Consider the following 23,935-nt stretch of genomic DNA (forward strand, 5'->3'; position numbering starts at 1 on the left):
CGTGGGAGGATCGCGAACGACTGAAGGGATTGCGACATGGCGGATATCAATGTGCTGGCACTGGTAGGCAGCTTGCGGGCGGCCTCGGTCAATCGCCAGCTGGCGCAGCTCGCGGCGGAGTCGGCGCCCGACGGCGTCACCGTCACCGTGTACGACGGGCTCGGTGACCTGCCGCACTACAACGAGGACCTCGACACCGAGGACGCACCAGCCCCGGTGGTGGCATTGCGTACCGCGGCAGCGCAGGCCGATGCGGCTCTGGTGGTGACTCCGGAATACAACGGGAGCATCCCCGGTGTGCTCAAAAACGCGATCGACTGGTTGTCGCGGCCCTACGGCAACGGCGCGCTGAAGGACAAGCCGCTGGCGGTCATCGGGTCGGCCCTCGGTCAGTACGGCGGGGTCTGGGCGCACGACGAGACCCGCAAGTCGTTCGGTATAGCCGGCCCCCGGGTGGTGGAGTCGCTGAAGCTGTCGGTGCCGTCCACGACCTTCGACGGCAAGCATCCGCGGGAGAACTCCGAGGTGTCCGCCGCCGTGCGCGACGTGGTCGGCAAGCTCGCCGCCGAGGTGGGCTGAGACTCCATCCCGCTCGCAGAAGGCCGCCGGTGCAGTGCGCCGGCGGCCTTTTGCTATTCGGTTGCCCGTCAGGTCTGCGCCCGGCTGCCATGTCGGCCCCCGGTGGTACATCTAGGGCTAGCCGGTGCCGTGCGGCGTGTTGTGACATGCGACACGCCGGGCGGGAAAGGGGTGAAGGGCTTACGACCAGGGAATTTCAAAATTGTTATTCAGAACATGTTGTATCTCTTCGTGCTGTCGGACACTAGGTGTAGTGTTCGACAGGCCGACAGACCAGAAAGTCACAGGTCCGCCGGAACGCCGGAACCGAAGCTGAGATGTCGGTCCGAGCGGCTCCGCCGGTCAGGAATTTCACGGTCCGACAGCTCGCTGAAAGTACCTGAGTGCCTGCGCACAGTCAGTTCGCCTGAGTACATCTCTATGTTTCGCTGAGGAGCCATACCGCAGATGACCATCACCGTCTACACCAAGCCCGCCTGCGTGCAGTGCAACATGACCTACAAGGCCCTGGACAAGTCGGGTCTGACCTACGACGTCGTCGACATCACCGAGGATGCGGAAGCCCGCGATTATGTGATGGCGATGGGCTACCTGCAGGCGCCGGTCGTCGTTGCCGGCGGCGATCACTGGTCAGGGTTCCGACCCGACCGGATCAAGGCCCTCACCGGTGCCGCACTGAGCGCGTAGCGGCCTGGGCGCCACGGAAAGAGATGTGATGAATCCGGATGGCAGCCCCACCCTGGCGGGCGCGGAACGGTTGGTGTACTTCTCCAGTGTTTCGGAGAACACCCACCGCTTCGTCCAGAAGCTGGGTGAGCCGGCTATCCGGATTCCCCTTCACGACCGCATTGAGGTGCACCGGCCGTACGTCCTGCTGCTGCCGACGTACGGCAGGGGCCGGGGGGACAGCCCGCACCTCGAGGCGAAGGGGTATGTCCCCAAGCAGGTCATCAAGTTCTTGAACAATCCGCACAATCGGTCCTTGATCCGCGGCGTGATCGGGGCAGGCAACACTCAATTCGGTGCCGAATACTGCTTCGCGGCCACGCTGGTCGCGCACAAGTGCAGGGTGCCGAATCTTTATCGCTTCGAAATGATGGGCACCGCAGAGGACGTCGAAGCCGTTCGTGCGGAGTTAACGAAATTCTGGAAGGACGAGGACACGTGCCACCTACAGTCACAGCTGCTGAGCCTGTAACGACGTCAGGGCACGCGTTGCCGGGGGAGACCGACTACCACGCGCTCAACGCGATGCTGAATCTGTACGACGCAGACGGCAAGATCCAGTTCGACATGGATCGTCTGGCCGCGCGTCAGTACTTCCTCGAGCACGTGAACCAGAACACTGTGTTCTTTCACAATCAGGACGAGAAGCTCGACTACCTGATTCGCGAGAACTATTACGAGCGTGAGGTTCTCGACCAGTACTCGCGCAACTTCGTCAAGACGCTGACCGATCGCGCCTACGCCAAGAAGTTCCGGTTCCCGACCTTCCTCGGTGCGTTCAAGTACTACACCTCCTACACGCTGAAGACGTTCGACGGGAAGCGCTACCTCGAGCGATTCGAGGACCGCGTGGTGATGGTGGCGCTGACGCTGGCCGCCGGTGACACCACGCTGGCCGAGAAGCTGGTCGACGAGATCATCGACGGACGGTTCCAGCCGGCCACCCCGACATTCCTGAATTCGGGCAAGGCGCAGCGTGGCGAGCCGGTGAGCTGCTTCCTGCTGCGCATCGAGGACAACATGGAGTCGATCGGCCGTTCGATCAACTCCGCACTGCAGCTGTCCAAGCGCGGTGGCGGAGTTGCGTTGCTGCTGACGAACATTCGCGAGCATGGCGCACCGATCAAGAATATCGAGAACCAGAGCTCGGGCGTCATCCCGATCATGAAGCTGCTGGAGGACTCGTTCTCCTACGCCAATCAGCTCGGTGCGCGCCAGGGTGCCGGCGCGGTCTATCTGCACGCACATCACCCCGACATCTACCGCTTCCTGGACACCAAGCGGGAGAACGCCGACGAGAAGATCCGCATCAAGACCCTGTCGCTGGGTGTGGTGATTCCCGACATCACGTTCGAGCTGGCGAAGAAGAACGAGGACATGTACCTGTTCTCGCCGTATGACGTCGAGCGCGTGTACGGCGTGCCGTTCGCCGACATCTCGGTCACCGAGAAGTACCACGAGATGGTCGACGACGCGCGGATCCGCAAGACGAAGATCAAGGCCCGCGAGTTCTTCCAGACGCTGGCCGAGCTTCAGTTCGAGTCGGGCTACCCGTACATCATGTTCGAGGACACCGTGAACCGGGCCAACCCGATCGACGGCAAGATCACGCACTCCAACCTGTGCTCGGAAATCCTGCAGGTGTCGACGCCCTCGCTGTTCAACGAGGACCTGTCGTATGCCAAGGTGGGCAAGGACATTTCGTGCAACCTGGGCTCGCTGAACATCGCCAAGGCGATGGACTCGCCGGACTTCGCGCAGACCATCGAGGTGGCCATTCGCGGGTTGACCGCCGTGAGCGACCAGACGCACATCTGGTCGGTTCCGTCGATCGAACAGGGCAACAACGACTCGCATGCCATCGGCCTCGGCCAGATGAACCTGCACGGATACCTTGCGCGCGAACGGATCTTCTACGGATCCGAAGAGGGCATCGACTTCACCAACATGTACTTCTACACGGTGCTCTACCACGCGCTGCGCGCGTCGAACAAGATCGCCGTCGAGCGGGGAACTGCGTTCAAGGGTTTCGAGAAATCGAAGTACGCCAGCGGCGAGTTCTTCGACAAGTACACCGACCAGGTGTGGGAGCCGGCCACCGAGCGGGTGCGCGAGTTGTTCTCGAAGGCGGGCATTCGCATTCCCACCCAAGAGGATTGGGTGCGGCTCAAGGAGTCGGTGCAGAAGAACGGCATCTACAACCAGAACCTGCAGGCGGTGCCGCCGACGGGGTCGATCTCCTACATCAACCACTCGACATCGTCGATCCACCCGGTGGCGAGCAAGGTCGAGATCCGCAAGGAAGGCAAGATCGGCCGCGTCTACTACCCGGCGCCCTACATGACCAACGACAACCTGGAGTACTACCAGGACGCGTACGAGATCGGTTACGAGAAGATCATCGACACGTATGCCGCGGCCACTCAGCATGTGGACCAAGGGCTTTCGCTGACCTTGTTCTTCAAGGACACCGCCGACACCCGCGAGGTCAACAAGGCGCAGATCTACGCCTGGCGCAAGGGAATCAAGACGCTGTACTACATCCGGCTTCGCCAGATGGCGCTGGAGGGCACTGAGGTGGAGGGTTGCGTCAGCTGCATGCTGTGAGCTGAGCGCGGAAGAGTAGTTGGAAAGAATCGAGAACACACATGACAAGTAATCCAGGTGAAGACATACGGTTCGTGCTCGGAGTCGCTGAATTGCGGGAGCGGTTAAAGCTCGCGGGATTTCGCGGAAGCGTCCGCGCACTGAGTGCGCTTGGCCCGCTGGAACACGGTGACTCGCTGTGTGCATACATCCGATGCAGGCAGAACGACGTGCACGAGGTGTTCATTAATACCGGCGCGCTCTGCAACCACCACCACCTCACCATCGATGTGATGGACCTAGTGAATGCCTACAGGAGTGGAAAGCTCGACCGCGGGTGGAATCTATTGCCCAACGGCGACGCCTCGACTGGAGTGCTGACACGCGGAGCTGCGGCGCGTGCGGGCATCTCACCAAGTCAGTGCGCTCCAAACCCCTATCGAACGACGGGCTAGTTAGCTCGCGTCGGTTCAGACGCGTCGAAGTCGATCGCTGACTATTGGGACAAGCTCAAGCGGCGACCACGGGCGTTAGGGCATGCACCAACAGCGTCGAGATAGAACTGAGGGCGAAGATTCCGCGGAATCTTCGCCCTCAGTTCTATCTCGATCAACGCGATGCGATGAGTTCTCTGTCCAGCCCTGGTCTAACTCTGCGACGCCCATCCCGCAACACCTTTGGAGACACCCGTGCACGCCATGATGCTCGTGAACCTGCCCGTCGCCGACGTCGAGCGCTCACGCCAATTCTTCGCCGATCTCGGATACGCGTTCGACGACAGATTCAGCGGTGAGAAATCAGTGACTTTGGCGTTGGGGGAGAATCAGTTCGCGATGCTGGTAGAGCGCGAGTTGTTCGACTCGTTCCACCCGCTTGAGACCGCCGACGCCACCAAGGTCAAAGAATGCGTCGTCTGCCTCACCGTCGATAGTCGTGACGCGGTGGACGCGTTGGTGAACCGAGCCCTGGCCGCCGGCGGCACCGAGGGTGACGCCGAAGACCACGGGTCCATGTACGGCCGCAGCTACAACGACCTCGACGGCCATTCCTGGCAAATCTTCTGGATGGACGATAATTCGCCGGGGTAGAACGAATACCCCAGAGCTATCGCGAGGATGGCGAACTTAACCGAGGCTGCGATCTTGGCGAGGCGAGCGTTCACTGCGACATCGCGTCGGTCGAGCACCCGTAGGAGTGCGACCCCCTCGACTGCATCGCCTGCGACTGCGCCCGCAGCCAGCGCCGGTAACCATCCGGGGTGACCGCGGCGTCGACGTCGACGGTCGACGAGCAGGCCCAGCAGAATTCCGTAGCTGGTCATGTAGCCGAAGTCGAGCCACATGGACCGGCGAGCGGCGCGCTGGCCGTCTTCGCCCCATTGGGCCATGATCGCCTCGGCTTTGGTGGCCGTGCCCGCCAGTTCGAACGGGATGATTCCTGGACCGCCGGTGGCCTGCATCTGACGGTCCAGCCGAAGCATCGCCAGGGAGTAGCCGACATAGGCGACGGTCGCCGCCGCGATCGGACTCCTGCGCACCCATCTGAGCGGAGAAGTCATGTGCGGCAGCGTATCGTGTCCGCCGGGAGGTGTTGGCGATTCTTCCGTTCCTCGGTGGTAGGCGGCTCGATCTCGGAAGCGGATAGCATGGAGGGCGTGACCGAACTCGGGGGAGAACTGCTCTCGGCGAGCGTGATTGAGGAACGCTGGGACCCGTGGACGCCAATTGAAGTAGCGCAACGGCTTTCGGCAGTCACTGCGCCATGGTGTGTAACCGCTGGGTGGGCGATAGACCTATTCGTCGGCGAAGTCACTCGCAAGCACGACGATCTTGAGATCGCTATTCCCGCAGGGCGGTTCGATGAGGTCTTCGCAGCGGTGCCAGACCACCAATGGGATGTCGTCGGCGAGGGCCGGGTTTGGCCCTACCCACAACGCTTCGCCGATCACTTTCAGACGTGGCTGCGTGAACCGGACACCGGGACATATCGTCTGGACGTCTTCCGCGAACCGCATGTGGACGACCTTTGGCTGTGCCGCCGAGACGTTTCGATCATGCTGCCTTACGCCGACTTGGTACTTCGGACAACCGACGGCATTCCGTACGTGATCCCGGAGGTTGCGTTGCTGTTCAAGGCGAAGCATCTACGCGAAAAGGACGATGCCGATTTCGTTCGCGCTGTGCCGGTCCTAGGGCCAACCCGCAGACGGCGCTTACGTCGATGGTTGGAGCTGGTGCACCCCGGGCATCGCTGGATCGACGCCCTCTGACGCGTGAGTGTGCCGCCCTATCCGGGGCTCGTGGCGAGTCGCGTATGAAACCGCACAATCGGAGGCGGTCTCACCGCGCCTTGTCTGCGCGCAGCGCCTTCACCCGCCGCTGCTCGGCGAGCACGTTCTGGTAGCTCTCGCGTTCGGCGATCAGCCAGTCCGGCTTCTCGGCGAGCAGCGCATCGATCTGCTCGGTGGTCAGCGCGTCCACCACCCCGCCGCGCGCAAGCCCCGCGATCGACACGCCCAGCTTGGCCGCCACCAGGTTCTTCGGGTGCGGGCCGTTCTTGCGGAGGTCCTTGAGCCACTGCGGCGGGTCCGACTGCAGAGCAGCGAGTTCGTCGCGGGTGATCGCGTTCGCCTGAAACTCCTCAGGCGTCGCCGGCAGGTACACGTCCAACTTCTTCGCCGCGGTGGCGGGTTTCATCGACTGCGCGTTCGGCCTGCTCATGACACGAGCCTATCGGTAGCCTGGGTCGGTGACCCAGTCCTCGCTCACCGTCGGGTACGTCCCCGGAGCGACGCCGGCGAAGTGGGCGCGGACCTGGGCGCAGCGTCACCCGGACGTTCGGCTGACACTGCGCGCTGTCACCGCGGCGGAGGCGGCCGCCGAGGTGCTGGACGGGACCGTCGATGTGGCGTTGCTGCGCCCGTCGGCCGACACGTCGGGACTGTCCGTCATCCCGCTCTACGAGGAGACGACGGTGGCGGTGGTACCGACCGATCACCTTCTGAGCGCCGCCGACGAGATCACCGCGGCCGACCTCGCCGACGAGCCAGTCCTGCTGCCACTCGACGACGTGGTCGCGTGGGCCGATGCTCCGGGAACTCCGATCGATCACCGCCCCGAAACCACCGAGGCCGCAATGGAACTCGCAGCCGCAGGCTTGGGCGTGCTGATCGTCCCGCAGTCGCTGGCCCGGCTGTATCACCGCCGCGACCTGACGTATCGCCCTATCGCCGACGCGCCGACGTGTCCAGTGGCCCTTGCCTTTCCGGCCGGGCAACCGTCGGCATTGGTCGAAGAGTTCACCGGGATCGTGCGGGGGCGCAAACCGAGTTCCTCACGTGGGCAGGCGCAGCCGACTCCGAAACGTACAGCGCGGGAGAAGACGCTGGCCAAGCAAGCCGCCCGCGCCGCCGCCGGAAAGGTCGCCCGTAAGCCGGGCGCCACCAAGCGGCGGCGGCCTTAACCGTCGTGTGACGCCGTTTTACCTGGTCAACACATACGCTCCGCGATACTCGAACCATGACCGTGCTGACGCATGTTCCGGCCGACACGTCCCCAGCCGACCTTGCCGACCATCTGCGCCGCGACGGCTACGTGATCGTCGACAACCTGGTTCCGGACTCCCTGATGGACACCATCGGCGACGAACTGTCGCCCTACCTCGACGCGACGCCGATGGGCTACAACGCGATGATCGGGCGCAAGACCCGGCGCACCGGTGCGCTGATCGCCCGCTCCCCGGCCTGCCGCACCCTGATCCAGAACCCGTCCATTCTCGGCGTGTGCGCCGACTTTCTCGGCCATGCCAGCGCATTTCAGCTGATGCTCACCCAGGTGATCTCGATCGAGCCGGGCGAAACCGATCAATCGCTGCACCGCGACCAGAACGCCTTCGACTTCTACCCGTTCCCCGACGACTACCACGTGCAGTGCAACACGCTGTGGGCCATGACCGACTACACCGCGGAGATGGGCGCGACCAGGGTGGTGCCGGGCAGCCAGGTGGGCGACAAGAAACCGACCGACTACACCGACGACGAGTGCGTGCAGGCCGAGATGTCGCGGGGTTCGGTGCTGCTCTACTCCGGCAAGATCGTGCACAGCGGGGCCGCCAACCGCAGCAACCAGGTCCGGCGCGCCATCAACGTGAACTACTGTGTCGGGTGGGTCCGTCAGGAAGAGAACCAATTCCTCTCGGTGCCAATGGAAGTCGCGCGCGAGCTCGACGACGACCTGCTCAAGCTGATCGGCTATCAAGAAGGCGCATGGGCCATGGGGTACTTCCGCGACTTCGAGGATCCCTTGCGCGCGATTCGCGGTGACCGGGTCGCCTACGCGTTCGACGCGGCCAAGCTGACCGGCAGTGCGGGGGCGGCATTCACCGACCAGCTCACCCACAGTGAGTGACGCTGCGCCCTGCGGTTAACTAGAACCATGTCCGCACTCATGCCGGCCGCATTCATCGGGCACGGCAGCCCGATGAACGCCCTGGAGCTCAACCGCTACACCTCGGCGTGGCGGGCGTTCGGCCGGTCGGTGCACGAATCAGCCGGGCGGCCGCGGGCGATCCTCGTCGTCAGCGCGCACTGGTACATCAACGCCACCGCCGTCACCGCGATGGCGGTGCCGCGGACGATCCACGATTTCTACGGCTTTCCCGCCGAACTCTTCGAGGTGCAGTACCCGGCGCCGGGTCTGCCGGAGCTTGCCGACGAGATCGCCGACGTGGTGGAGCCGACGTGGGTGGGCGCCGATGTCGACAGCTGGGGGATCGACCACGGCACCTGGTCGGTGCTCGTACACGCCTTCCCGGACGCATCGGTACCCGTCGTGCAATTGGCGATCAACGCCTACAAGCCGCTGGAGTATCACCTCGCGCTCGGCGCCAAGCTGGCCGAGCTACGCGAGCGAGGTGTGCTGATCCTGGGTAGCGGTAACGTCGTGCACAACCTGGCCGGGATGGATCCGTCGCTGGAGGACAGGGCTTTTGACTGGGCTCAGCGCTTCGACGATCAGGCGCGAACGCAGGTTCTGACCGATCCGGCCGATGCGGTCCGGCTGCGCGATCACGCGGACTATCCGGCCGCGGTGCCGACGCCCGATCACTTTCTGCCGCTGCTGTACTTCGCGGGACTTGCAGCCGAGCACACTGACAAGGTCGGCGTGCTCACCGATGGCTGCGCCTACGGCTCGCTGTCGATGACGTCGTACACCCTCGGCCTCGACGTCGAGGCCCCGTCGGATGACGGCGGCGCGGCGGCACCGGCCCGCGGTGTGCCGGTCGACGAGACCAACATCTAACGCCGCCAGCGCGTGAATCTACGGCTGTAGACTCGCGGGGTGGAGTTGCGGACCTATACGTTGGCCGACGCGGACGCTTTGCATAGCTATGTCTCGGAGTTCTGGCCACGCCACATTCGAACCTTGCGCAAGTACGGCATCACCGTGCACGGCGTGTGGACCGAACCCGCGGCGGAGGAAACTCGCGTCGTCGCACTCGTTGGCTACTCAGGCAGCGATCCACGCAGCCTGGCCGAAAGTTACGGCACGAGTGACGACTTCGTCGACGATCATCGAGAGTTTGACGCTTCCCTGATCATCGCGACACGCATACAGACGCTTGAACCCATCGCGAGTTCTCCGCTGCGGTAGCAGTCGAGAATCAGGCCCTCATAGACGGAGGCTCTTCATGGCGGCGTCCCATCCGCAGCCGCGTAACGCCGCGGCAACGCGCGAGGCGATCCTCAAGTCGGCGATCGAGAACTTCGCGAAGGCGGGATACGACGGGGTGGGAGTGCGACAGATCGCTCATGACGCCGGCGTCACCGCCATGCTGGTGAACAGGTACTTCGGCTCGAAGGAAGGACTGTTTGCCGAGGCCGTCGAAACGGCTTTCGCGACACCGGTTTTCGTCAGCGAGCAGTCGGACAGTCTGGTCGCCGACATCGTGGAGGCACTGGTGGCCGGAAGCGGGTCTCGCGCCGACGCGCCGCAGCCGTTCTTGATCATGCTGAGGTCGGCATCGAATCCTGTCGCCACGACGATCGTGCGCAAGGCCATCGAGCGCCATGTCGGCGCACGTTTGACTCGCCAACTCGACTCGTCCGATCGAGAACTGCGTAGCGAGATACTCCTTGCGGTGATCAGCGGAATGCTCATGATGCGCGGTGTGGTCGGGACGCGAGCTCTTCGCAAGGGCAAGGCGGCCGACATCGCGAGAGTGCTCGAGCCGATGGTCGCCGCCCTCATCGACGATCCGCAGGCCTGACCACCGCTGCCTGATCCCGCCGTGCGGGGAATGAACATGCACAAGTCTACGTTCGTATACAACGCCGGTATACAGATGTAGATAAGGAGGCTCGGGGTGGATCTCGGTTTGGCTCATAAGCGGGCGTTGGTCACCGGATCGAGCGCCGGACTCGGCCGGGCGATTGCGGAGATGCTCGCGGCCGAGGGAACTTCGGTGGTGGTGCACGGGCGCGACAGCGACCGTACCCATGCGGTGGCCGCCGCAATCCGTGCGAACGGCGGTGATGCGATGGCCGTCCTCGGCGACCTCGCCACCGACGAGGGCGCCGCTGCGGTCGCACACGCCGCCGGGGACGTCGACATCTTGGTCAACAATGCCGGGTACTACGACGGATCGTTGTGGACGGACTTGTCTTCGGGCGACTGGACCCGGATCCATCAAATCAACGTCGTCTCGGTCGTGCGGATGATCGGGCAGTTGGTACCGGGCATGCGTCAGCGCGGCTGGGGCCGGATCATCCAGATCGGCGGTGGTCTCGCCGTGCAACCGGTCGCCGAGCAGCCGCATTACAGTGCCACCTTGGCGGCGCGGCACAACCTGACCGTGTCGCTCGCGCGGGAGTTGTCCGGCACCGGCGTCACGGCCAACATCGTCGCCCCGGGCGCCATTCTCACCGACAGCACACGGGGGATGGTGTTGCAGGCCGCTGCCGTTCACGGCTGGGGACCTTCCTGGGCCGACGTCGAAAGTGCGGCGGCCGCAACCTGGTTTCCCAACGACGTAGGCCGACTCGGCAGACCCGAGGAGATCGCGGCCGCAGTGTGTTTCCTCGCAAGTGTGCACGCCGACTACATCACTGGCGCAGATCTACGCGTCGATGGCGGCACGGTCCGCAACGTCACCTGAGCAACCAACAATCATCAAGAGAGGTCACTCATCATGTCGCATGTAATCCTCGTCTCCGGAGCATCCCGCGGTCTCGGGCGGGCCATCACCGAGGCGGCGCTAGACGCCGGACACTATGTCGTCGCGGGCGTTCGCTCCCCGTCGGCGCTCGACGACCTTGCCGCTCGAGACCCCGAGCGCCTGGCCGTCGTCGCGCTCGACGTCACCAACGATGACCAGGTCCACGCCGCCGTGGACACCGCAGTCCAGCGGTGGGGGCGGCTCGACGTTCTGGTCAACAACGCCGGTTACGCCAACATGGGCGCGGCCGAAGACGTTGCTTTCGACGACTTCCGCGCTCAGGTCGAGACGAACTTCTTCGGCGTCGTCCGACTCACTCAAGCAGCGCTGCCGGTCATGCGCGCTCAGCGCGCCGGCCATATCATCCAAATCTCCTCCGTCGGTGGTCGATTGACGCGACCTGGGTTGGCTGCCTATCAGTCGTCCAAGTGGGCCGTCACCGGATACTCCGGTGTCGTCGCCCAGGAGGTTGCTCCACTCGGCATCAAGGTGACGGTGCTGGAACCCGGTGGTATGCGTACGGATTGGGCGGGTTCGTCGATGCGGGTCGACCCGATCCGCGACGAGTATGCGGCCACTGTGGGAGTAGCAGCACAGCTGAGCCGACCGGCAAACCTCGGGGCGAGCGACCCGGTCAAGGTCGCTGCGCTGCTTCTTGAGATCATCGAGATGGACACGCCGCCAGCTCGATTGCTCGTCGGCCCCGATGCGTATCGTTACGCCACCGCCGCCGGACGCGACCTGCTCGCCGCCGACGAACGGTATGAGGGCCTGAGTGTCTCGACGGCGGCGGATGACGCCACCCCGGGCCAACTCGATCCCTTGGGTGCCTAGCCGATCAGGTCTGTCCAGAACGGCACCGTCGACGCCGACGTCCGCGACGGATCAGGATTGACGTAGTCGAACACGTCAGCGGCGCAACAACTCACGTCGGTCTGATAAATCGACAGCACCGGGTGCCCGGATGTGCCGCGCCCCGCGGGAAGGTAGTGGTTCGCGTGCAGCGGCACCAGCTGCGGCATCCGCGCCAGGTGGTAGTTCGCACTGCGCAAGGCGTCCTTCATCCGGGCCGGGCGCACACCCCAGTCGCCACCCCAGAAGTCCCGCCATTCGACGGCGAACAGGATGCCCTCGGTGGGCAGCCGCAATCGCTGGTGCAGGCTACGGCGTGGCGCCGAGCGCCAATCTGGCCACGAATCCCCAACGGGCAAGCCGGAAGACAGGAATGCTCGATGGTCGTCGGCGAACTCGAAACCGAACCCACCCTCGATCCGTGCCAGCTCCTCGTCGCGCAGGCCGGCCGCCATCGTCACCATGGGATCAGTACTTGTGCTGCGGCCCTTGGGCTTTCTTGTACAGCGCCTTGAGCATCGTGTCCCGGAAGGTGGCGTTGTCGATCAGCTTGATCCCGGCGTTGGCCACCTGCGGGTATCCCAGCAGCTTGTGGAAGTAGCGTCCCCGCTTGTACTCCCGACCCCACGCGGCTTCCATGCGCTGCCCGTAGTTGGTGAAGTCGTCGGGCCCGCCGTTCTGCAGCGCCGCAATCGCGCACTCGCCTGCGGCGAGGCCGGACTCCAAGGCCTTGGAGATGCCTGCACCGGAGGCGGGCTTTCCCGCGCCCAGCGAGTCGCCGGTGAACAGAACACCCGGACGCCATGGCGGCCAGGCCGTGAAGCCCATCGGCAGTCGCCAAGCCCGCACGCTCTTGTTCTTCTTGAGCTCCTCGATCGGCGGCAGTTCCCACTCGGGCGGGAGGGTGCGCAGGAAATCGCCGAGGAATTGGGTGGCGTTGATCGACTGCCAGTTCTTGTAGCTGTTGACGTAGCCGAGGCCGATGTTGAACACACCGTTGCCCATCGGGAAGACCCAGCCGTACCCGGGCAGCTGGTCGCCCCGAAACGCGAGCTTCAAATAAATGTCGAGGCTGTCCGAGTCGGGACGGTTGGCCGGCATCTCGGAGCGGATCGCGATCGCCGAGTAGCCGTTGTATTCCGAATCGATCTTCAGCGCCCGCTTGATCGGGGAGTAGGCGCCGTCCGCGGCGATCACCGCGTCGCCGAGCACCTTCTCACCGCTCTTGAGCACCACACCGACCACTCGGCCGTTGGCGTCGAGTTCCGGGCCGGCGACCTCCGCGCCCTGGCGTACTGTCGCGCCTGCCGACTCGGCGTGCTTGAGCAGCAATGTGTCGAGGTGCTCGCGACTGACGGTGTGGCCGTGGTCGGGCATGCCGGGACGCTTGGGGAACGACAGCTCCCACTGCGACGGGCTGAAGACCGTCACGCGGTTGACCCGATGGAACGTGTTGACCTCGTGGGCCAGACCCATCTTCTGCAGGTAGCTGACGGCGCGGGCGGTCAGGCCGTCACCGCAGGGCTTGGCGCGCGGGAACTGGGCTTTGTCGAGGACCACTACTTTGGCGCCGGTTTGCGCGGCCTGCCACGCGGCCGCGGATCCTGATGGCCCCCCGCCTGCTACCACCAGGTCGAATCGCTCGGTCACTACGTCTCGTCTCGGTTCGATAATCGGATGCGACGATGCTATCGGAGAACGCCCTGCCGCTCTGCTCGGCGACGGCCTGCGTCAGACCGATGTAATAGTCGTCACGCAAGGTAGGCCCTGGTCAGCCATCGCTGCAGGTACAGTTCTTGACGTGCGTAAAGTCTCCAGGTCGCGGTCGGGGTCCGAGCCCGGCAAGGTCGACGCGCGCAGTGAGCGCTGGCGGGAGCACCGCAAGAAAGTGCGCGCCGAGATCGTCGACGCCGCGTTCCGGTCGATCGACAAGCATGGCCCCGACGTCAGCCTGCGTGAGATCGCCGAAGAGGCCGGCACCGCCAAGCCGAAGATCTACCGGCACTTCACCGATAAGTCCGACCTGTTCCAGGCGATCGGCAAGCGGCTGCGCGACATGCTCTGGGCTGCGATTTTCTCGAACATCGACGCCGCCACCGACCCGACCCGAGAGGTCGTCCGCCGCGGGGTCGCCGAATACGTCAACCTGGTCGAGCAGCACCCCAACGTGCTGCGGTTCATGCTGCAGGGGCGATTTCCCGAACAGGCGGAGTCCACGCAGCGGGCGCTCAACGAGGGCCGCGAGATCACGATGGCGTTCGCTGACACGTTCAACAACGAACTGCGCGGCATGCAGCTCGATCCCGCCGCACTGCAACTGGCTGCGGCGGCTGCGTTCGGCGCGTGCTCGGCGGCCACCGACTGGTGGCTGGGCCCCGACCCGGACAGCCAGCGCCGGATGCCGACGGACGAGTTCATCAATCACCTGACCACGATCATGCTTGGCACGGTCAACGGCACCGCTGACGTACTGGGCGTCAACCTCGATCCCGACCGCCCGATTCACGACGCCATGCAGCGCCGCGCCGCCGCAGGCTGAACAGGTAAACCGATACCGCCGGTAGTGGGTATTTTGGTGGCATGACTGTTGTTGAGCCCACTGTCGCCGACACCACCACCGGACCCGTCCACACCCGGGCGCTGGTCATCGGCACCGGCTTCTCCGGGCTGGGGATGGGGATCGAGCTGCAGCGCCGCGGCGTCGACTTCCTGATCCTGGAGAAGGCCGACGACGTCGGGGGCACCTGGCGGGACAACAGCTACCCGGGCTGCGCCTGCGACATCCCGGCGCACCTCTATTCGTTCTCCTTCGAACCCAAGCCGGACTGGACCTACATGTGGTCGCTGCAGCCGGAGATCCTCGACTACCTCAGGGGTGTGACCGAGAAGTATGGCCTGCGCCGCTACATCCATTTCGGCGCCCGCGTCGAACGCGCCCACTGGGACGACGCCGAGTATCGCTGGCACGTCTTCACCGAGGACGGCCGCGAGTACGTCGCCCAGTTCCTGATCTCCGGTGCCGGCGCGCTGCACATCCCGTCGATCCCCGATTTCGAGGGCTTGGCCGACTTCGAAGGGGAGGCGTTCCATTCGGCGCAGTGGGACCACGGCGTCGACCTCACCGGCAAGAAGGTCGCGGTGATCGGTACCGGCGCCAGTGCCATCCAGTTGGTTCCGGAGATCGTCGACAAGGTCGGCGAACTCCAGCTCTATCAACGCACCCCGGCATGGGTGCTGCCACGGTCCAACAACCCGATCCCCGGCTGGATGCGGGATGCATTCGGCTCGGTGCCCGGCACCCGCGCGGCATTGCGCACCGGCATCTACTGGTTCCAGGAAGCCCTCGGCTTCGCGATGACCAAGCGCCCCGAGCTGCTGGTGCTCGGCGAGAAGGCCGGGAAGTGGAACATCCGCCACCAGGTCCGTGATCGCGAGCTGCGGCGTCGGCTGACCCCGTCGTACCAAGTCGGCTGCAAGCGAGTCCTGTTCTCCAACAACTACTTCCGTGCCATCGCCAAGCCTCACTCGGAGCTGGTGACCGATCGGATCTCCCGGATCACCCCGCGCGGCATCGTCACCGCCGACGGTAAGGAACGCGACGTCGACGTCATCGTGTTCGCCACCGGCTTCCATGTCACCGACTCCTACACCTACGTCGGCATCAAGGGCCCCGGTGGTGAGGACCTGGTCGACCGCTGGAACCGCGAGGGCGTGCAGGCGCATCGCGGGATCGCCGTCGCCGACATGCCCAACCTGTTCTTCCTGCTCGGGCCGAACACCGGACTGGGCCACAACTCGGTGGTCTTCATGATCGAGTCGCAGATCCGCTACGTCGGCCAGGCGATCGGTGCCGTCGACAAGGCCGGCGCGCAGGCGCTGGCGCCGACCCGCTCGGCCCAGGACAGCTTCAACGCCGAACTGCAGGACGACCTGCAGGGCGCGGTGTGGAGCACCGGCGGCTGCAGCAGCTGGTATCTCGACGAGCACGGCAAGAACCGCACGCTGTGGAGTGGCATGACGTGGCAGTACTGGCTGTCCACCCGGTCGCTGAAGCGCTCGGAATACCGGTTCTCCGGGGTGGCCTCGGCGCGGCCGTCCCAGCGGGCCGCAGCGCGCTGATCGCCCGACACGCCGAGCCTCGTCGCGGCGCGCGTCGGACCTGTGGGTTCGGTCCCGTCGCAACACAAGTTGTTGTGTTGCGGCGCGTTGTCACACCCCAGGGGTAGTGTTTGGTCGTCAGCCGGAAACGGGGCAAACAGCGTGGTGAAGTGGGGTTTCGGTGAGCGATGGAACGAAGCTGATCGACCGGGCGACGGCGATCAACTGGAACCGTGTCATTGACGAGAAGGACGCGGAAGTCTGGGATCGCTTGACCGGTAACTTCTGGTTGCCCGAGAAGGTGCCGGTGTCCAACGACATCCCGTCGTGGGGCACGTTGACCGCCGATGAGAAGCAGCTCACCATGCGCGTCTTCACCGGCCTGACGCTGCTGGACACCATCCAGAGCACGGTCGGCTCGGTCAGCATGATCCCGGATGCGCTGACCCCGCATGAAGAAGCGGTGCTGACCAACATCACGTTCATGGAGTCGGTGCACGCCAAGAGCTACAGCTCGATCTTCTCCACGCTGTGCTCGACCACCGAGATCGACGAGGCCTTCCGCTGGTCGGAGGAGAACGTCAACCTCCAGCGCAAAGCGCAGATCATCCTCGACTACTACCGCGGTGACGATCCGCTCAAGCGCAAGATCGCCTCGGTCTTCCTCGAAGCGTTCCTGTTCTACTCCGGCTTTTACCTGCCGATGTACTGGTCGAGCCGGGCCAAGCTCACCAACACCGCCGACCTGATCCGGCTGATCATCCGCGACGAGGCCGTGCACGCGTACTACATCGGCTACAAGTTCCAGAAGGGCTACGCGGTCCAGACCGACGAGCGCAAGCAGGACCTGAAGGACTACGCCTACGAACTGCTCTTCGCGTTGTACGAGAACGAGATTGAGTACACGCAAGACCTTTACGACTCGGTCGGGCTGACCGAGGACGTCAAGAAGTACCTGCGCTACAACGCCAACAAGGCGTTGATGAACATGGGCTTCGAGGCGCTGTTCCCGCGCGACGAGACCGAGGTGAACCCGGCCATCCTGTCGGCGCTGTCGCCGAACGCCGACGAGAACCACGACTTCTTCTCCGGGTCGGGGTCGAGCTACGTGATCGGCAAGGCCGTCGTCACCGAAGACGAGGACTGGAACTTCTAGCTTTCAGCCTCCCGGGGGAGTCAGCACCGTGAATTCGTTGCGGTCGATGTCGAACACCATGCCGATGATCTCCACCGATGCGGGAATGCCCGGTGATCTTCGGAGCAAGTTGACGTCGTAGCTAAGGGAGGTCTCGAGGTGGCCAATCGCGAGGCTGTCTGAGCTGTACATGTTGGAGAGGTCTATACCTTCTTCGGTGCGGTACGCCTCGAGTAGGCCTCGCGGCGTGAAGCTGCTCGTCCCACAGTTCGTGTGATGCACGACGACCACTCTTTGTAGTCCGAAGAGGTGGTGGCCAATGGTGATCGAGCGCAAGGCGTCGGTTGCACGGCCCCCGGCGACGACGATGGGAAAGATGGTCGCGGTGCTGCCGACTTTATTGCCGTGGTCGTCGAGGATGAGGTCCCCCGGGTAGATCTCGTCTGGCCACAGCTCAGCAAGCTGGGTGGGGATGGCGGCCGCACGGGGGTCATAGCAAAAGATGACGATGGTCCTCAACGGGACTGCGCCGGCGAACGCGGCGCGCGTTGCCGTTTCGTCATAGCCCGGCTGCCGTGAGTAGACGAAGGCGTCCAAATCGGTTGGCTCGGGGGTGGTTGTCATATGTCTGCCTTCTCGGCCGATTTCGTCATGATGGTCACGACGTCGGCAGTGGTGGCAACGGCGTGGGCGAGAAACGCGTAGTTGATCAGTGCCGCTTGGTAGCCGTCTCCGCGGATGGGGTGCCGGGGACCGGCCGTGGCGTCGCGGACGACAGTCACCTCGAAGCCGTTCTCCAACAGGTCCCGCAGGTGCGACTCAACGCACATGTTCGCCAACATGCCGCACAGGATGACCTTGGCGATACCGCGCTTACGCAGTTGCAGGATCAGGTCATTCGATTGCGGACTCCACACCTTGTGCGGGCTCGCGACAATCGTTTCGCCGTCTTCGATGTACGTTTTGAATTCGTCGAGCCAGTCGGCGCCGGACCCGATGAATGCTTCCAGCGTGAGCGCGCCGGTGCGGGCGAAGGTGTGGGTGCGGAACTCATCTGATTCGAGTGGGCCGTTGAATAGCCATGTGCTGTCGGTGGGGCAGAAGTAGTGCGGCGAGATGAACACGCCGAAACCCGCGGCCTTGGCGGCAGCAAGGATGTCAATCAGGTGCTGGACCGTGTTGTTCTCGGTCACGCTGGCCCCGACTGCATCCCAGTTTTTTCCGGTCGGACTCAGGACGTCGTTCTGCGGATCGATGATGACAACTGCAGTGTCATCGCTGTTGTACTCCAACGAGAGTCTCCTTTTGCCTGCGCGACAGAGCTATTCGGTGAATGTCGCAAGAGGTTGGCTGGGATCGACGATGTAGGTCGAGAGCACCTTCCCGATGTCGGTCAGCGTAGCTTGGTCGCGGAATTTCATGCTGACGGTCCCGCCAGGATGTAGCCGACTTCTTCGCCAGGGTCCGTGTGCCAGCCGGATTCGACTCCGAACGGGATTTCGGTGAGGATCTGCACGATGCGCAAACTCCACCGGCTTTGTCATCTACAGACTTCCGGATCGTTGTCTGCGGTGGTGTTGATCGCTGCCATGCTCTCTTCTCGAGCTATCGCGGGTATGGCCCTGCTTGACCCGGAGGCGAGAAGTGCTACCGCGGAGGCGATTTCGTCGGGCCGGTCGAGCCGGCGCATCGGCATGACGATGGGCCGGTGGCGCGGTCGGTTCAGTTCGACGGCTTGGTGGCCAATGCGCGCGGCATGAAGTCGCGGATGTACTCGCTGATCTCCTCACCATGGGTCTCCAGCGCGAAGTGTCCGGTGTCGAGTAGGTGAAACTCGCCGTTGGGGAAGTCTCGGCGGAACGCTTCTGCGCCGGCGGCTCCGAAGATCTCGTCGTTCTTGCCCCAGGTGACGAGCAGGGGCGGCTGGTGGGTGCGGAAGTACTCCTGGAACGCGGGATAGCCGTCGAGGTTGAACTGATAGTCCCAGAAAAGCTGCAACTGGATGGCGTCGTTGTCTTTACGATCCAGGCCGAGTTGATCGAGCTGCCAGGTCTCGGGGGCGATCCTGTTGAGCCGATCTGCAGGTACGCCGTTGGTGTACTGCCAGTATGTGGTTTCGGGCGTGAACTTTTCGCGCACGCCTTCCTCGTTGGCGGCGCGATCCTTGGCGTGGGCGAACAGGATGTCCCAGAACGGGGTGAAGCCTTCGAGGTAGGCGTTGCCGCTCTGGGTGATCAGGGCGGTGATCCGTTCGGGGCGGCGGCTGGCGATGCGAAGGCCGATGGGGGCGCCGTAGTCGTGAATGTAGAGGGCGAACCGGTCGAGGCCGAGGTGTTCGATCAGGCCTTCGGTGATTTCGGTGAGACGGTCGAAGCTGTACGTGAATTGTGTAGTGGTGGGCATGGCTGAGCGCCCGAAGCCGATGTGATCCGGGGCGACGAGGTGGTACTCGTCGGCCAGGGAATTGATCAGGTTGCGGAACATGTGGGAACTGGACGGAAAGCCGTGCAGTAGCAGCAATGTGGGGTTGTGCGGGTCGCCGGCCTCGCGGTAGAACACCTCGAGTCCTTCGATCGTCGCCGTGTTGTACCGGGTGGCAAAAGCACTCATGGACGTCACCTATTCGGAAGCTGTCGTTCCGGGCTCGGGGTCGACAGGGCAGTGGGCGGGGTGTGCGTGTCGGCGCCGCCGACCCGCAGTAGCCGACCACGGAAGCAGGCCTTCGCGAATCCGGGATGAACCCCAGTGATTCGGCGATCGGAGTCCGCGGCGAATGGGGTTTTGACTGATTCGCGTCCGGCACGAAATCGGTGCCCCCGAGATGACGGATTTCGAGAACACGAAGTCGGCGCATTGCTGTCAGAATGCGCTGGTCAGATCTATTGTCTGTACTCACTACATGACAGTGTCGGCGTGGGCTGTGTCATTTGTGCGCACTGGCGATACATGGAGGGGCGCTTGACCGGTTATCGGACGAACGCTGCCGGCGTGAACCATGCCCTCCTCGGGCGGGCCGCGGAGTGCGCGATACTCGACAAGCTCGTGACCGATGTCCGCGCCGGCTTCAGCGGTTCGCTGGTGTTCACCGGTGAACCCGGCGTCGGCAAGACCCGCTTGTTGCAGTACATGGCGGGCTCGGCGACCGATGCGACGATCGGCTGGATTGCCGGAGCGCAATCGGAGTTGCGGCTGGGCTTCGCCGCACTGCACCGGCTCGTCCTGCCCCATCTCAATCGTTTGGACAACCTGGCCGGCCCGCACCGCAATGCGCTTGAGGTGACTTTCGGGCTCACTGCGGGGCCGCCGCCGAGCCGTCTTATGGTGAGCCTGGCCGCAATGGCGCTGCTGTCCGACGTCGCTGCGGACCGTCCCGTCCTCTTGCTGATCGACGATGCCCAGTGGCTGGACCAGGAATCGTTGGCGGTGCTGGGTTTCATCGCGCGCCGGCTGTACGCCGACCCCATCGGCATGGTGTTCAGCGCCAGAGAGCACGCCGGAGACCTGACAGCGTTGGACGGGATGCCGATACGGCGGATCGCTGCGCTGGATCCGGCGTCGGCCCACACCCTGCTCGACGAAGCCGTGTCGGGGCCACTGGATCCGCGAGTGTCAGCGCGGGTGATCGACGAGACCGGCGGCAACCCACTGGCGATGCTGGAGCTGGTGGGGGAACTCAGCGCCGAACAGTTGGCCGGGCGGTTTCCATTGCCGCGGCGTCTGCCGGTCGGACGTCGGGTCGACGTCCACTTTCTGGCACAGGTAGCCACCCTGTCGTCGGAGGCACGCACCGTTCTGCTCGTCGCCGCGGCTTGCGTCGACGATGAGCCATCGACAGTGTGGCGAGCTAGTGCGTTGCTGGGCGTCGCCGCGTCGGCCGCCAATCACGCTGTGCAGCAAGGGATCGTGTCGTTGGAGCCGCGCATCGCATTCCGACACCCCCTAATCCGCTCGGCGGTGTACGACGGCGCGACGTCCGAGGAGCGCCAACGGGTGCATGACGCGCTGGCCACGGTGGCAAACCGTGACGGCGAAGACGACCGGGCTGCCTGGCACCGGGCGGCCGCCGTGACGACGCCCGAGGAGACGATCGCCGCTGACCTGCAGGCTTCGGCGGCGCGTGCGCAGCGGCGGGGTGGCTACACCATGCAGGCCGCGTTCTTGACGCGCGCGGCTGAATTATCACCCGATTCCCAAGACCGTGCGCTGCGGTATCTCGCTGCCGCGCATGCCTATCTGGCGGCCGGTGACGGCCTATTGGCCGAGGCTTTACTGGATTTGGCAACGCCGGGACTCGACAACGCCGGCATGCATGTCGCGGTGCAACGACTACGTGCAGCGATCTCGGTGTTCTTCTCTCGGCACAAAGACGCCCCCGCCATTCTGTTGGATGCGGCGACGAGGGTCGAACCAGCCGACATCTCGCTGGTTCGGCAGATTCTGTTTGATGCCATGCAGGCCGCGATCGTCGCCCGCCAATACACGGCCGGCACGACCCTCGAAGCGGTGGCGCATGCGGTGCTGGGTGTCGCCCGCGACCCGCGTCGCCCGGCCAGCGGCAACGATCTGCTGCTGGATGGTTTCGCCACTCGAATCGCTAGCGGGTATGCCGATGCGGTCCCGTTGCTGCGAGGTGCGGTGGCGATGATGTTCACCGACGAGACCGCCACCCGCGTCGATATCCCGTCGACGATTCTGGGTTGGTTCGCTGCCGACGACGTGTGGGATGAGCAGGGACGTCGCGCGATGTTCGAACGCGCCGAAGCCATCGAGCGCCGCCAAGGAGCCCTCGGGGCGATGCGGATTACCCTGGCCGGGCTCTCGACAAGCCAGGCTTGGGCAGGGGAAATGAACGATGCCGAGAACAGCTACGGCGAGGCCGCCGAGATCTCGGCGCTGATCGGGGTGCCGCCGCCGGCGACGACGGGGGTGTTGTTGGAAGTGCGCGCCTGGCAGGGGCGCGAAAGCGAGAGCCGCGCGGTGGCATCTTCGACCGCGGACTGGGGTCGTCAGAAGGGCGCCTCGATTCTCGAGATCTTCGCGCTGATGGGTCTGACCGTCCTGGAACTCGGACTGGCCCGGTATCCGGAAGCTCTCAGATGGGGCTTGCAGATATTCCACGATGATCCGCCAGGCTTCGGGAACCGGGTGCTGCCCGAGGTCGTCGAGGCCGGCGTACGTGGCGGAGACCGCGGCGCCGCTGAGGTGGCGCTGACGCGGCTGACCGAACGCGCGACCGCCGCGGGCACCCCGTGGGCACTAGGTCTGTTGGCGAGGTCCCGGGCATTGATGGCCGCAGACGCTGATGCCGAGATGTACTACCTGGAGGCCATCGACCATTTGGCCAGGACCGCGGTGCGCACCGAACTCGCCCGTGCGCATCTGCTTTACGGTGAGTGGCTGCGCCGTAGGAAGCGTCGCCGCGACGCACAGACGCAGCTGCGTACGGCCTATGACATGTTCACCGCGATGGGAGCCACCGCGTTCGCCGGCCGCACGGGTGCTGAGCGGCGCGCCGCCGGCCAGGCGACGGCTGATGCGCTGCGCGCAGACAACCCGTTCGGCCTGACACCGCAAGAGGCACAAGTGGCACGCCAAGCCGGCGCCGGTGCGACCAACGCCGAGATCGCCAGTCGACTGTTCATCACGACGTCCACCGTGGAATACCACCTCAGCAAGGTGTTTCGAAAACTCGGCGTGACGTCGCGCCGCCAACTCGCGTCGGCCCTTGCCGAGGGCCCGGATGGGGATCCCGGCGGCATCACGTCGCAGTAACCGGAGTGACCGACTGGGGTTCTCCCAGGATTCGTCAATGGCGGCGCTGTGCTGTGCTGACCGAACGCCGTGCTCTGCGCGCGGCCGGCGGCCCGGGACCCCTCATCGTGCTGAAAGGCGATCGCCATGCCCTTCATCTCTGTTGACGTCGAGAACACTACCGACATCGACCTCTACTACGAGGACCACGGCAACGGTCAGCCCGTCGTCTTGATCGACGGCTACCCACTCGACGGGCATGCCTGGGAGAAGCAGGTTCCTGCATTGTTGGCCGCCGGATACCGCGTGATCACCTACGACCGGCGCGGATTCGGCCGCTCCGGGCGCGCCACCGTCGGCTATGACTACGACACGTTCGCCGCTGACCTCAACACATTGCTGGAGGTCCTCGACGTCACCGATGTCGTCCTGGCCGGGTTCTCCATGGGCACCGGGGAAATCGGCCGCTACCTGGGCACCTATGGGCCGGCCAGGATCGACAAGGCGGTCTTCATCGCCGCTTTGGAGCCTTACCTGCTGCGAACTGACACCAACCCGGCCGGTCTCGACGGCGCGGTCTTCGCCTCCGCCTTGGCCGCCGCGGTCAAAGACCGCCACGAGTTCCTTCATCGGTTCTATGCCGACGTCTACAACACCGACGAGACTCTCGGAATCCGCATCAGCGACGATGTCATCAAAAGCTCTTGGCAGGCAGCATGTTCGGGGTCAGCGTATGCATCGGTCGCCGCGGTGATCACCTGGACTACCGACTTTCGGGCCGACGTCGCGAAGATCGCCGGATACGACATCGGCGTGTTGATCGTCCACGGGACCCACGACCGGATCCTGCCGATCGACGCCACCGCGCGTCCGTTGCGCGCGCTTCTTCCCCGCGCTGAATACGTCGAGATTCTCGGAGCACCCCACGGTCTGTTGTGGACCTACGCCGAGGACGTGAACCACGAATTGCTGGCGTTTCTAGCCCGATGATCC

The 23,935-nt window shown here is 64.4% G+C and carries 25 protein-coding genes; 18 read left to right on the top strand and 7 right to left on the bottom strand.

Features of this window, described 5'->3' with window-relative positions:
* Window positions 1-36: 36 nt before the first annotated feature.
* The 5 genes from G6N32_RS08300 (at window position 37) to G6N32_RS08320 (ending at window position 4,979) form a co-directional block, all read left to right on the top strand.
* Window positions 37-579, top strand: coding sequence for an NADPH-dependent FMN reductase (locus G6N32_RS08300; protein WP_115319186.1), 543 nt, complete (start codon window positions 37-39; stop codon window positions 577-579).
* Between the two features lie 447 nt (window positions 580-1,026).
* A complete protein-coding gene (locus tag G6N32_RS08305) occupies window positions 1,027-1,266 on the top strand; it encodes a redoxin NrdH (RefSeq protein ID WP_083116660.1) in 240 nt (79 codons plus the stop codon).
* A 28-nt stretch (window positions 1,267-1,294) separates the two neighbouring features.
* Window positions 1,295-1,777 carry a class Ib ribonucleoside-diphosphate reductase assembly flavoprotein NrdI gene (gene nrdI, locus G6N32_RS08310; RefSeq protein ID WP_115319187.1) on the top strand — a complete coding sequence of 161 codons (483 nt, stop codon included), beginning with the start codon at window positions 1,295-1,297 and terminating at the stop codon, window positions 1,775-1,777.
* Window positions 1,744-3,912 carry a class 1b ribonucleoside-diphosphate reductase subunit alpha gene (gene nrdE, locus G6N32_RS08315; RefSeq protein ID WP_115319188.1) on the top strand — a complete coding sequence of 723 codons (2,169 nt, stop codon included), beginning with the start codon at window positions 1,744-1,746 and terminating at the stop codon, window positions 3,910-3,912. The genes nrdI and nrdE overlap by 34 nt, the downstream gene beginning before the upstream one ends.
* 677 nt (window positions 3,913-4,589) lie before the next feature.
* Window positions 4,590-4,979, top strand: a complete 390-nt coding sequence (locus tag G6N32_RS08320; RefSeq protein ID WP_276047947.1) for a VOC family protein — start codon at window positions 4,590-4,592, stop codon at window positions 4,977-4,979.
* Here the strand turns inward: G6N32_RS08320 and G6N32_RS08325 are convergent.
* Complete coding sequence (locus G6N32_RS08325) at window positions 4,916-5,449, bottom strand: hypothetical protein (RefSeq protein WP_115319190.1); 534 nt, start codon at window positions 5,447-5,449, stop codon at window positions 4,916-4,918. The genes G6N32_RS08320 and G6N32_RS08325 overlap by 64 nt on opposite strands.
* An 87-nt stretch (window positions 5,450-5,536) precedes the next feature.
* Between G6N32_RS08325 and G6N32_RS08330 the strand changes: the two genes are divergently transcribed.
* Complete coding sequence (locus tag G6N32_RS08330; RefSeq protein WP_115321011.1) at window positions 5,537-6,160, top strand: nucleotidyltransferase domain-containing protein; 624 nt, start codon at window positions 5,537-5,539, stop codon at window positions 6,158-6,160.
* Between the two features lie 70 nt (window positions 6,161-6,230).
* On the opposite strand, the gene G6N32_RS08335 is transcribed toward G6N32_RS08330, so the two are convergent.
* A complete protein-coding gene (locus G6N32_RS08335; RefSeq protein WP_115319191.1) occupies window positions 6,231-6,611 on the bottom strand; it encodes a DUF5997 family protein in 381 nt (126 codons plus the stop codon).
* A gap of 28 nt (window positions 6,612-6,639) precedes the next feature.
* Here G6N32_RS08335 and G6N32_RS08340 point away from each other — a divergent pair, with 28 nt between their 5' ends.
* The 7 genes from G6N32_RS08340 (at window position 6,640) to G6N32_RS08370 (ending at window position 11,940) form a co-directional block, all read left to right on the top strand.
* Window positions 6,640-7,353: a LysR family substrate-binding domain-containing protein gene (locus G6N32_RS08340; RefSeq protein WP_115319192.1), complete on the top strand. Its 714-nt coding sequence runs from the start codon at window positions 6,640-6,642 to the stop codon at window positions 7,351-7,353.
* A 56-nt stretch (window positions 7,354-7,409) separates the two neighbouring features.
* Complete coding sequence (locus G6N32_RS08345) at window positions 7,410-8,297, top strand: phytanoyl-CoA dioxygenase family protein (RefSeq protein ID WP_115319193.1); 888 nt, start codon at window positions 7,410-7,412, stop codon at window positions 8,295-8,297.
* 39 nt (window positions 8,298-8,336) lie between these two features.
* Window positions 8,337-9,191, top strand: a complete 855-nt coding sequence (ygiD, locus tag G6N32_RS08350; RefSeq protein ID WP_115321012.1) for a 4,5-DOPA-extradiol-dioxygenase — start codon at window positions 8,337-8,339, stop codon at window positions 9,189-9,191.
* Between the two features lie 39 nt (window positions 9,192-9,230).
* Window positions 9,231-9,542 carry an NIPSNAP family protein gene (locus tag G6N32_RS08355; RefSeq protein ID WP_115319194.1) on the top strand — a complete coding sequence of 104 codons (312 nt, stop codon included), beginning with the start codon at window positions 9,231-9,233 and terminating at the stop codon, window positions 9,540-9,542.
* Window positions 9,543-9,579: 37 nt separating this feature from the next.
* Window positions 9,580-10,158 (top strand): TetR/AcrR family transcriptional regulator, encoded by a 579-nt coding sequence (locus G6N32_RS08360; RefSeq protein WP_115319195.1) that lies wholly within the window; start codon window positions 9,580-9,582, stop codon window positions 10,156-10,158.
* 96 nt (window positions 10,159-10,254) lie between these two features.
* A complete protein-coding gene (locus G6N32_RS08365; RefSeq protein ID WP_115319196.1) occupies window positions 10,255-11,046 on the top strand; it encodes an SDR family NAD(P)-dependent oxidoreductase in 792 nt (263 codons plus the stop codon).
* Window positions 11,047-11,079: 33 nt separating this feature from the next.
* Window positions 11,080-11,940 (top strand): SDR family NAD(P)-dependent oxidoreductase, encoded by an 861-nt coding sequence (locus tag G6N32_RS08370; protein ID WP_115319197.1) that lies wholly within the window; start codon window positions 11,080-11,082, stop codon window positions 11,938-11,940.
* Here the strand turns inward: G6N32_RS08370 and G6N32_RS08375 are convergent.
* Together G6N32_RS08375 and G6N32_RS08380 are read right to left on the bottom strand one after the other, a co-directional pair.
* Window positions 11,937-12,422, bottom strand: coding sequence for a hypothetical protein (locus G6N32_RS08375; protein ID WP_115319198.1), 486 nt, complete (start codon window positions 12,420-12,422; stop codon window positions 11,937-11,939). The genes G6N32_RS08370 and G6N32_RS08375 overlap by 4 nt on opposite strands.
* A gap of 4 nt (window positions 12,423-12,426) precedes the next feature.
* Entirely contained in the window at window positions 12,427-13,608 is a 1,182-nt protein-coding gene (locus G6N32_RS08380; protein WP_115319199.1) for a geranylgeranyl reductase family protein, read from the bottom strand.
* A 151-nt stretch (window positions 13,609-13,759) separates the two neighbouring features.
* Between G6N32_RS08380 and G6N32_RS08385 the strand changes: the two genes are divergently transcribed.
* The 3 genes from G6N32_RS08385 (at window position 13,760) to nrdF (ending at window position 17,212) form a co-directional block, all read left to right on the top strand.
* Complete coding sequence (locus G6N32_RS08385; RefSeq protein WP_115319200.1) at window positions 13,760-14,497, top strand: TetR/AcrR family transcriptional regulator; 738 nt, start codon at window positions 13,760-13,762, stop codon at window positions 14,495-14,497.
* A gap of 41 nt (window positions 14,498-14,538) precedes the next feature.
* Window positions 14,539-16,077 (top strand): flavin-containing monooxygenase, encoded by a 1,539-nt coding sequence (locus tag G6N32_RS08390; RefSeq protein ID WP_115319201.1) that lies wholly within the window; start codon window positions 14,539-14,541, stop codon window positions 16,075-16,077.
* Window positions 16,078-16,237: 160 nt separating this feature from the next.
* Complete coding sequence (gene nrdF / locus G6N32_RS08395; RefSeq protein WP_115319202.1) at window positions 16,238-17,212, top strand: class 1b ribonucleoside-diphosphate reductase subunit beta; 975 nt, start codon at window positions 16,238-16,240, stop codon at window positions 17,210-17,212.
* Between the two features lie 3 nt (window positions 17,213-17,215).
* Here the strand turns inward: nrdF and G6N32_RS08400 are convergent, their stop codons facing one another.
* The 3 genes from G6N32_RS08400 to G6N32_RS08410 form a co-directional block, all read right to left on the bottom strand.
* Window positions 17,216-17,815, bottom strand: a complete 600-nt coding sequence (locus G6N32_RS08400) for a carbonic anhydrase (protein WP_115319203.1) — start codon at window positions 17,813-17,815, stop codon at window positions 17,216-17,218.
* Window positions 17,812-18,483 carry a cysteine hydrolase family protein gene (locus G6N32_RS08405; RefSeq protein WP_115319204.1) on the bottom strand — a complete coding sequence of 224 codons (672 nt, stop codon included), beginning with the start codon at window positions 18,481-18,483 and terminating at the stop codon, window positions 17,812-17,814. The genes G6N32_RS08400 and G6N32_RS08405 overlap by 4 nt, the downstream gene beginning before the upstream one ends.
* A 430-nt stretch (window positions 18,484-18,913) precedes the next feature.
* The gene (locus G6N32_RS08410) at window positions 18,914-19,801 is read right to left on the bottom strand and encodes an alpha/beta fold hydrolase (RefSeq protein WP_115319205.1); all 888 of its coding nucleotides are present in this window, start codon (window positions 19,799-19,801) and stop codon (window positions 18,914-18,916) included.
* A gap of 378 nt (window positions 19,802-20,179) precedes the next feature.
* Here G6N32_RS08410 and G6N32_RS08415 point away from each other — a divergent pair, with 378 nt between their 5' ends.
* Both G6N32_RS08415 and G6N32_RS08420 read left to right on the top strand, forming a co-directional pair.
* Window positions 20,180-22,963 carry a helix-turn-helix transcriptional regulator gene (locus tag G6N32_RS08415; RefSeq protein WP_163789201.1) on the top strand — a complete coding sequence of 928 codons (2,784 nt, stop codon included), beginning with the start codon at window positions 20,180-20,182 and terminating at the stop codon, window positions 22,961-22,963.
* Between the two features lie 126 nt (window positions 22,964-23,089).
* Window positions 23,090-23,932: an alpha/beta fold hydrolase gene (locus G6N32_RS08420; protein WP_115319207.1), complete on the top strand. Its 843-nt coding sequence runs from the start codon at window positions 23,090-23,092 to the stop codon at window positions 23,930-23,932.
* The last annotated feature ends 3 nt before the right edge of the window (window positions 23,933-23,935 follow it).

It is taken from the genome of Mycolicibacterium aichiense (genome assembly GCF_010726245.1).
In the GTDB taxonomy this organism is placed as follows: domain Bacteria; phylum Actinomycetota; class Actinomycetes; order Mycobacteriales; family Mycobacteriaceae; genus Mycobacterium; species Mycobacterium aichiense.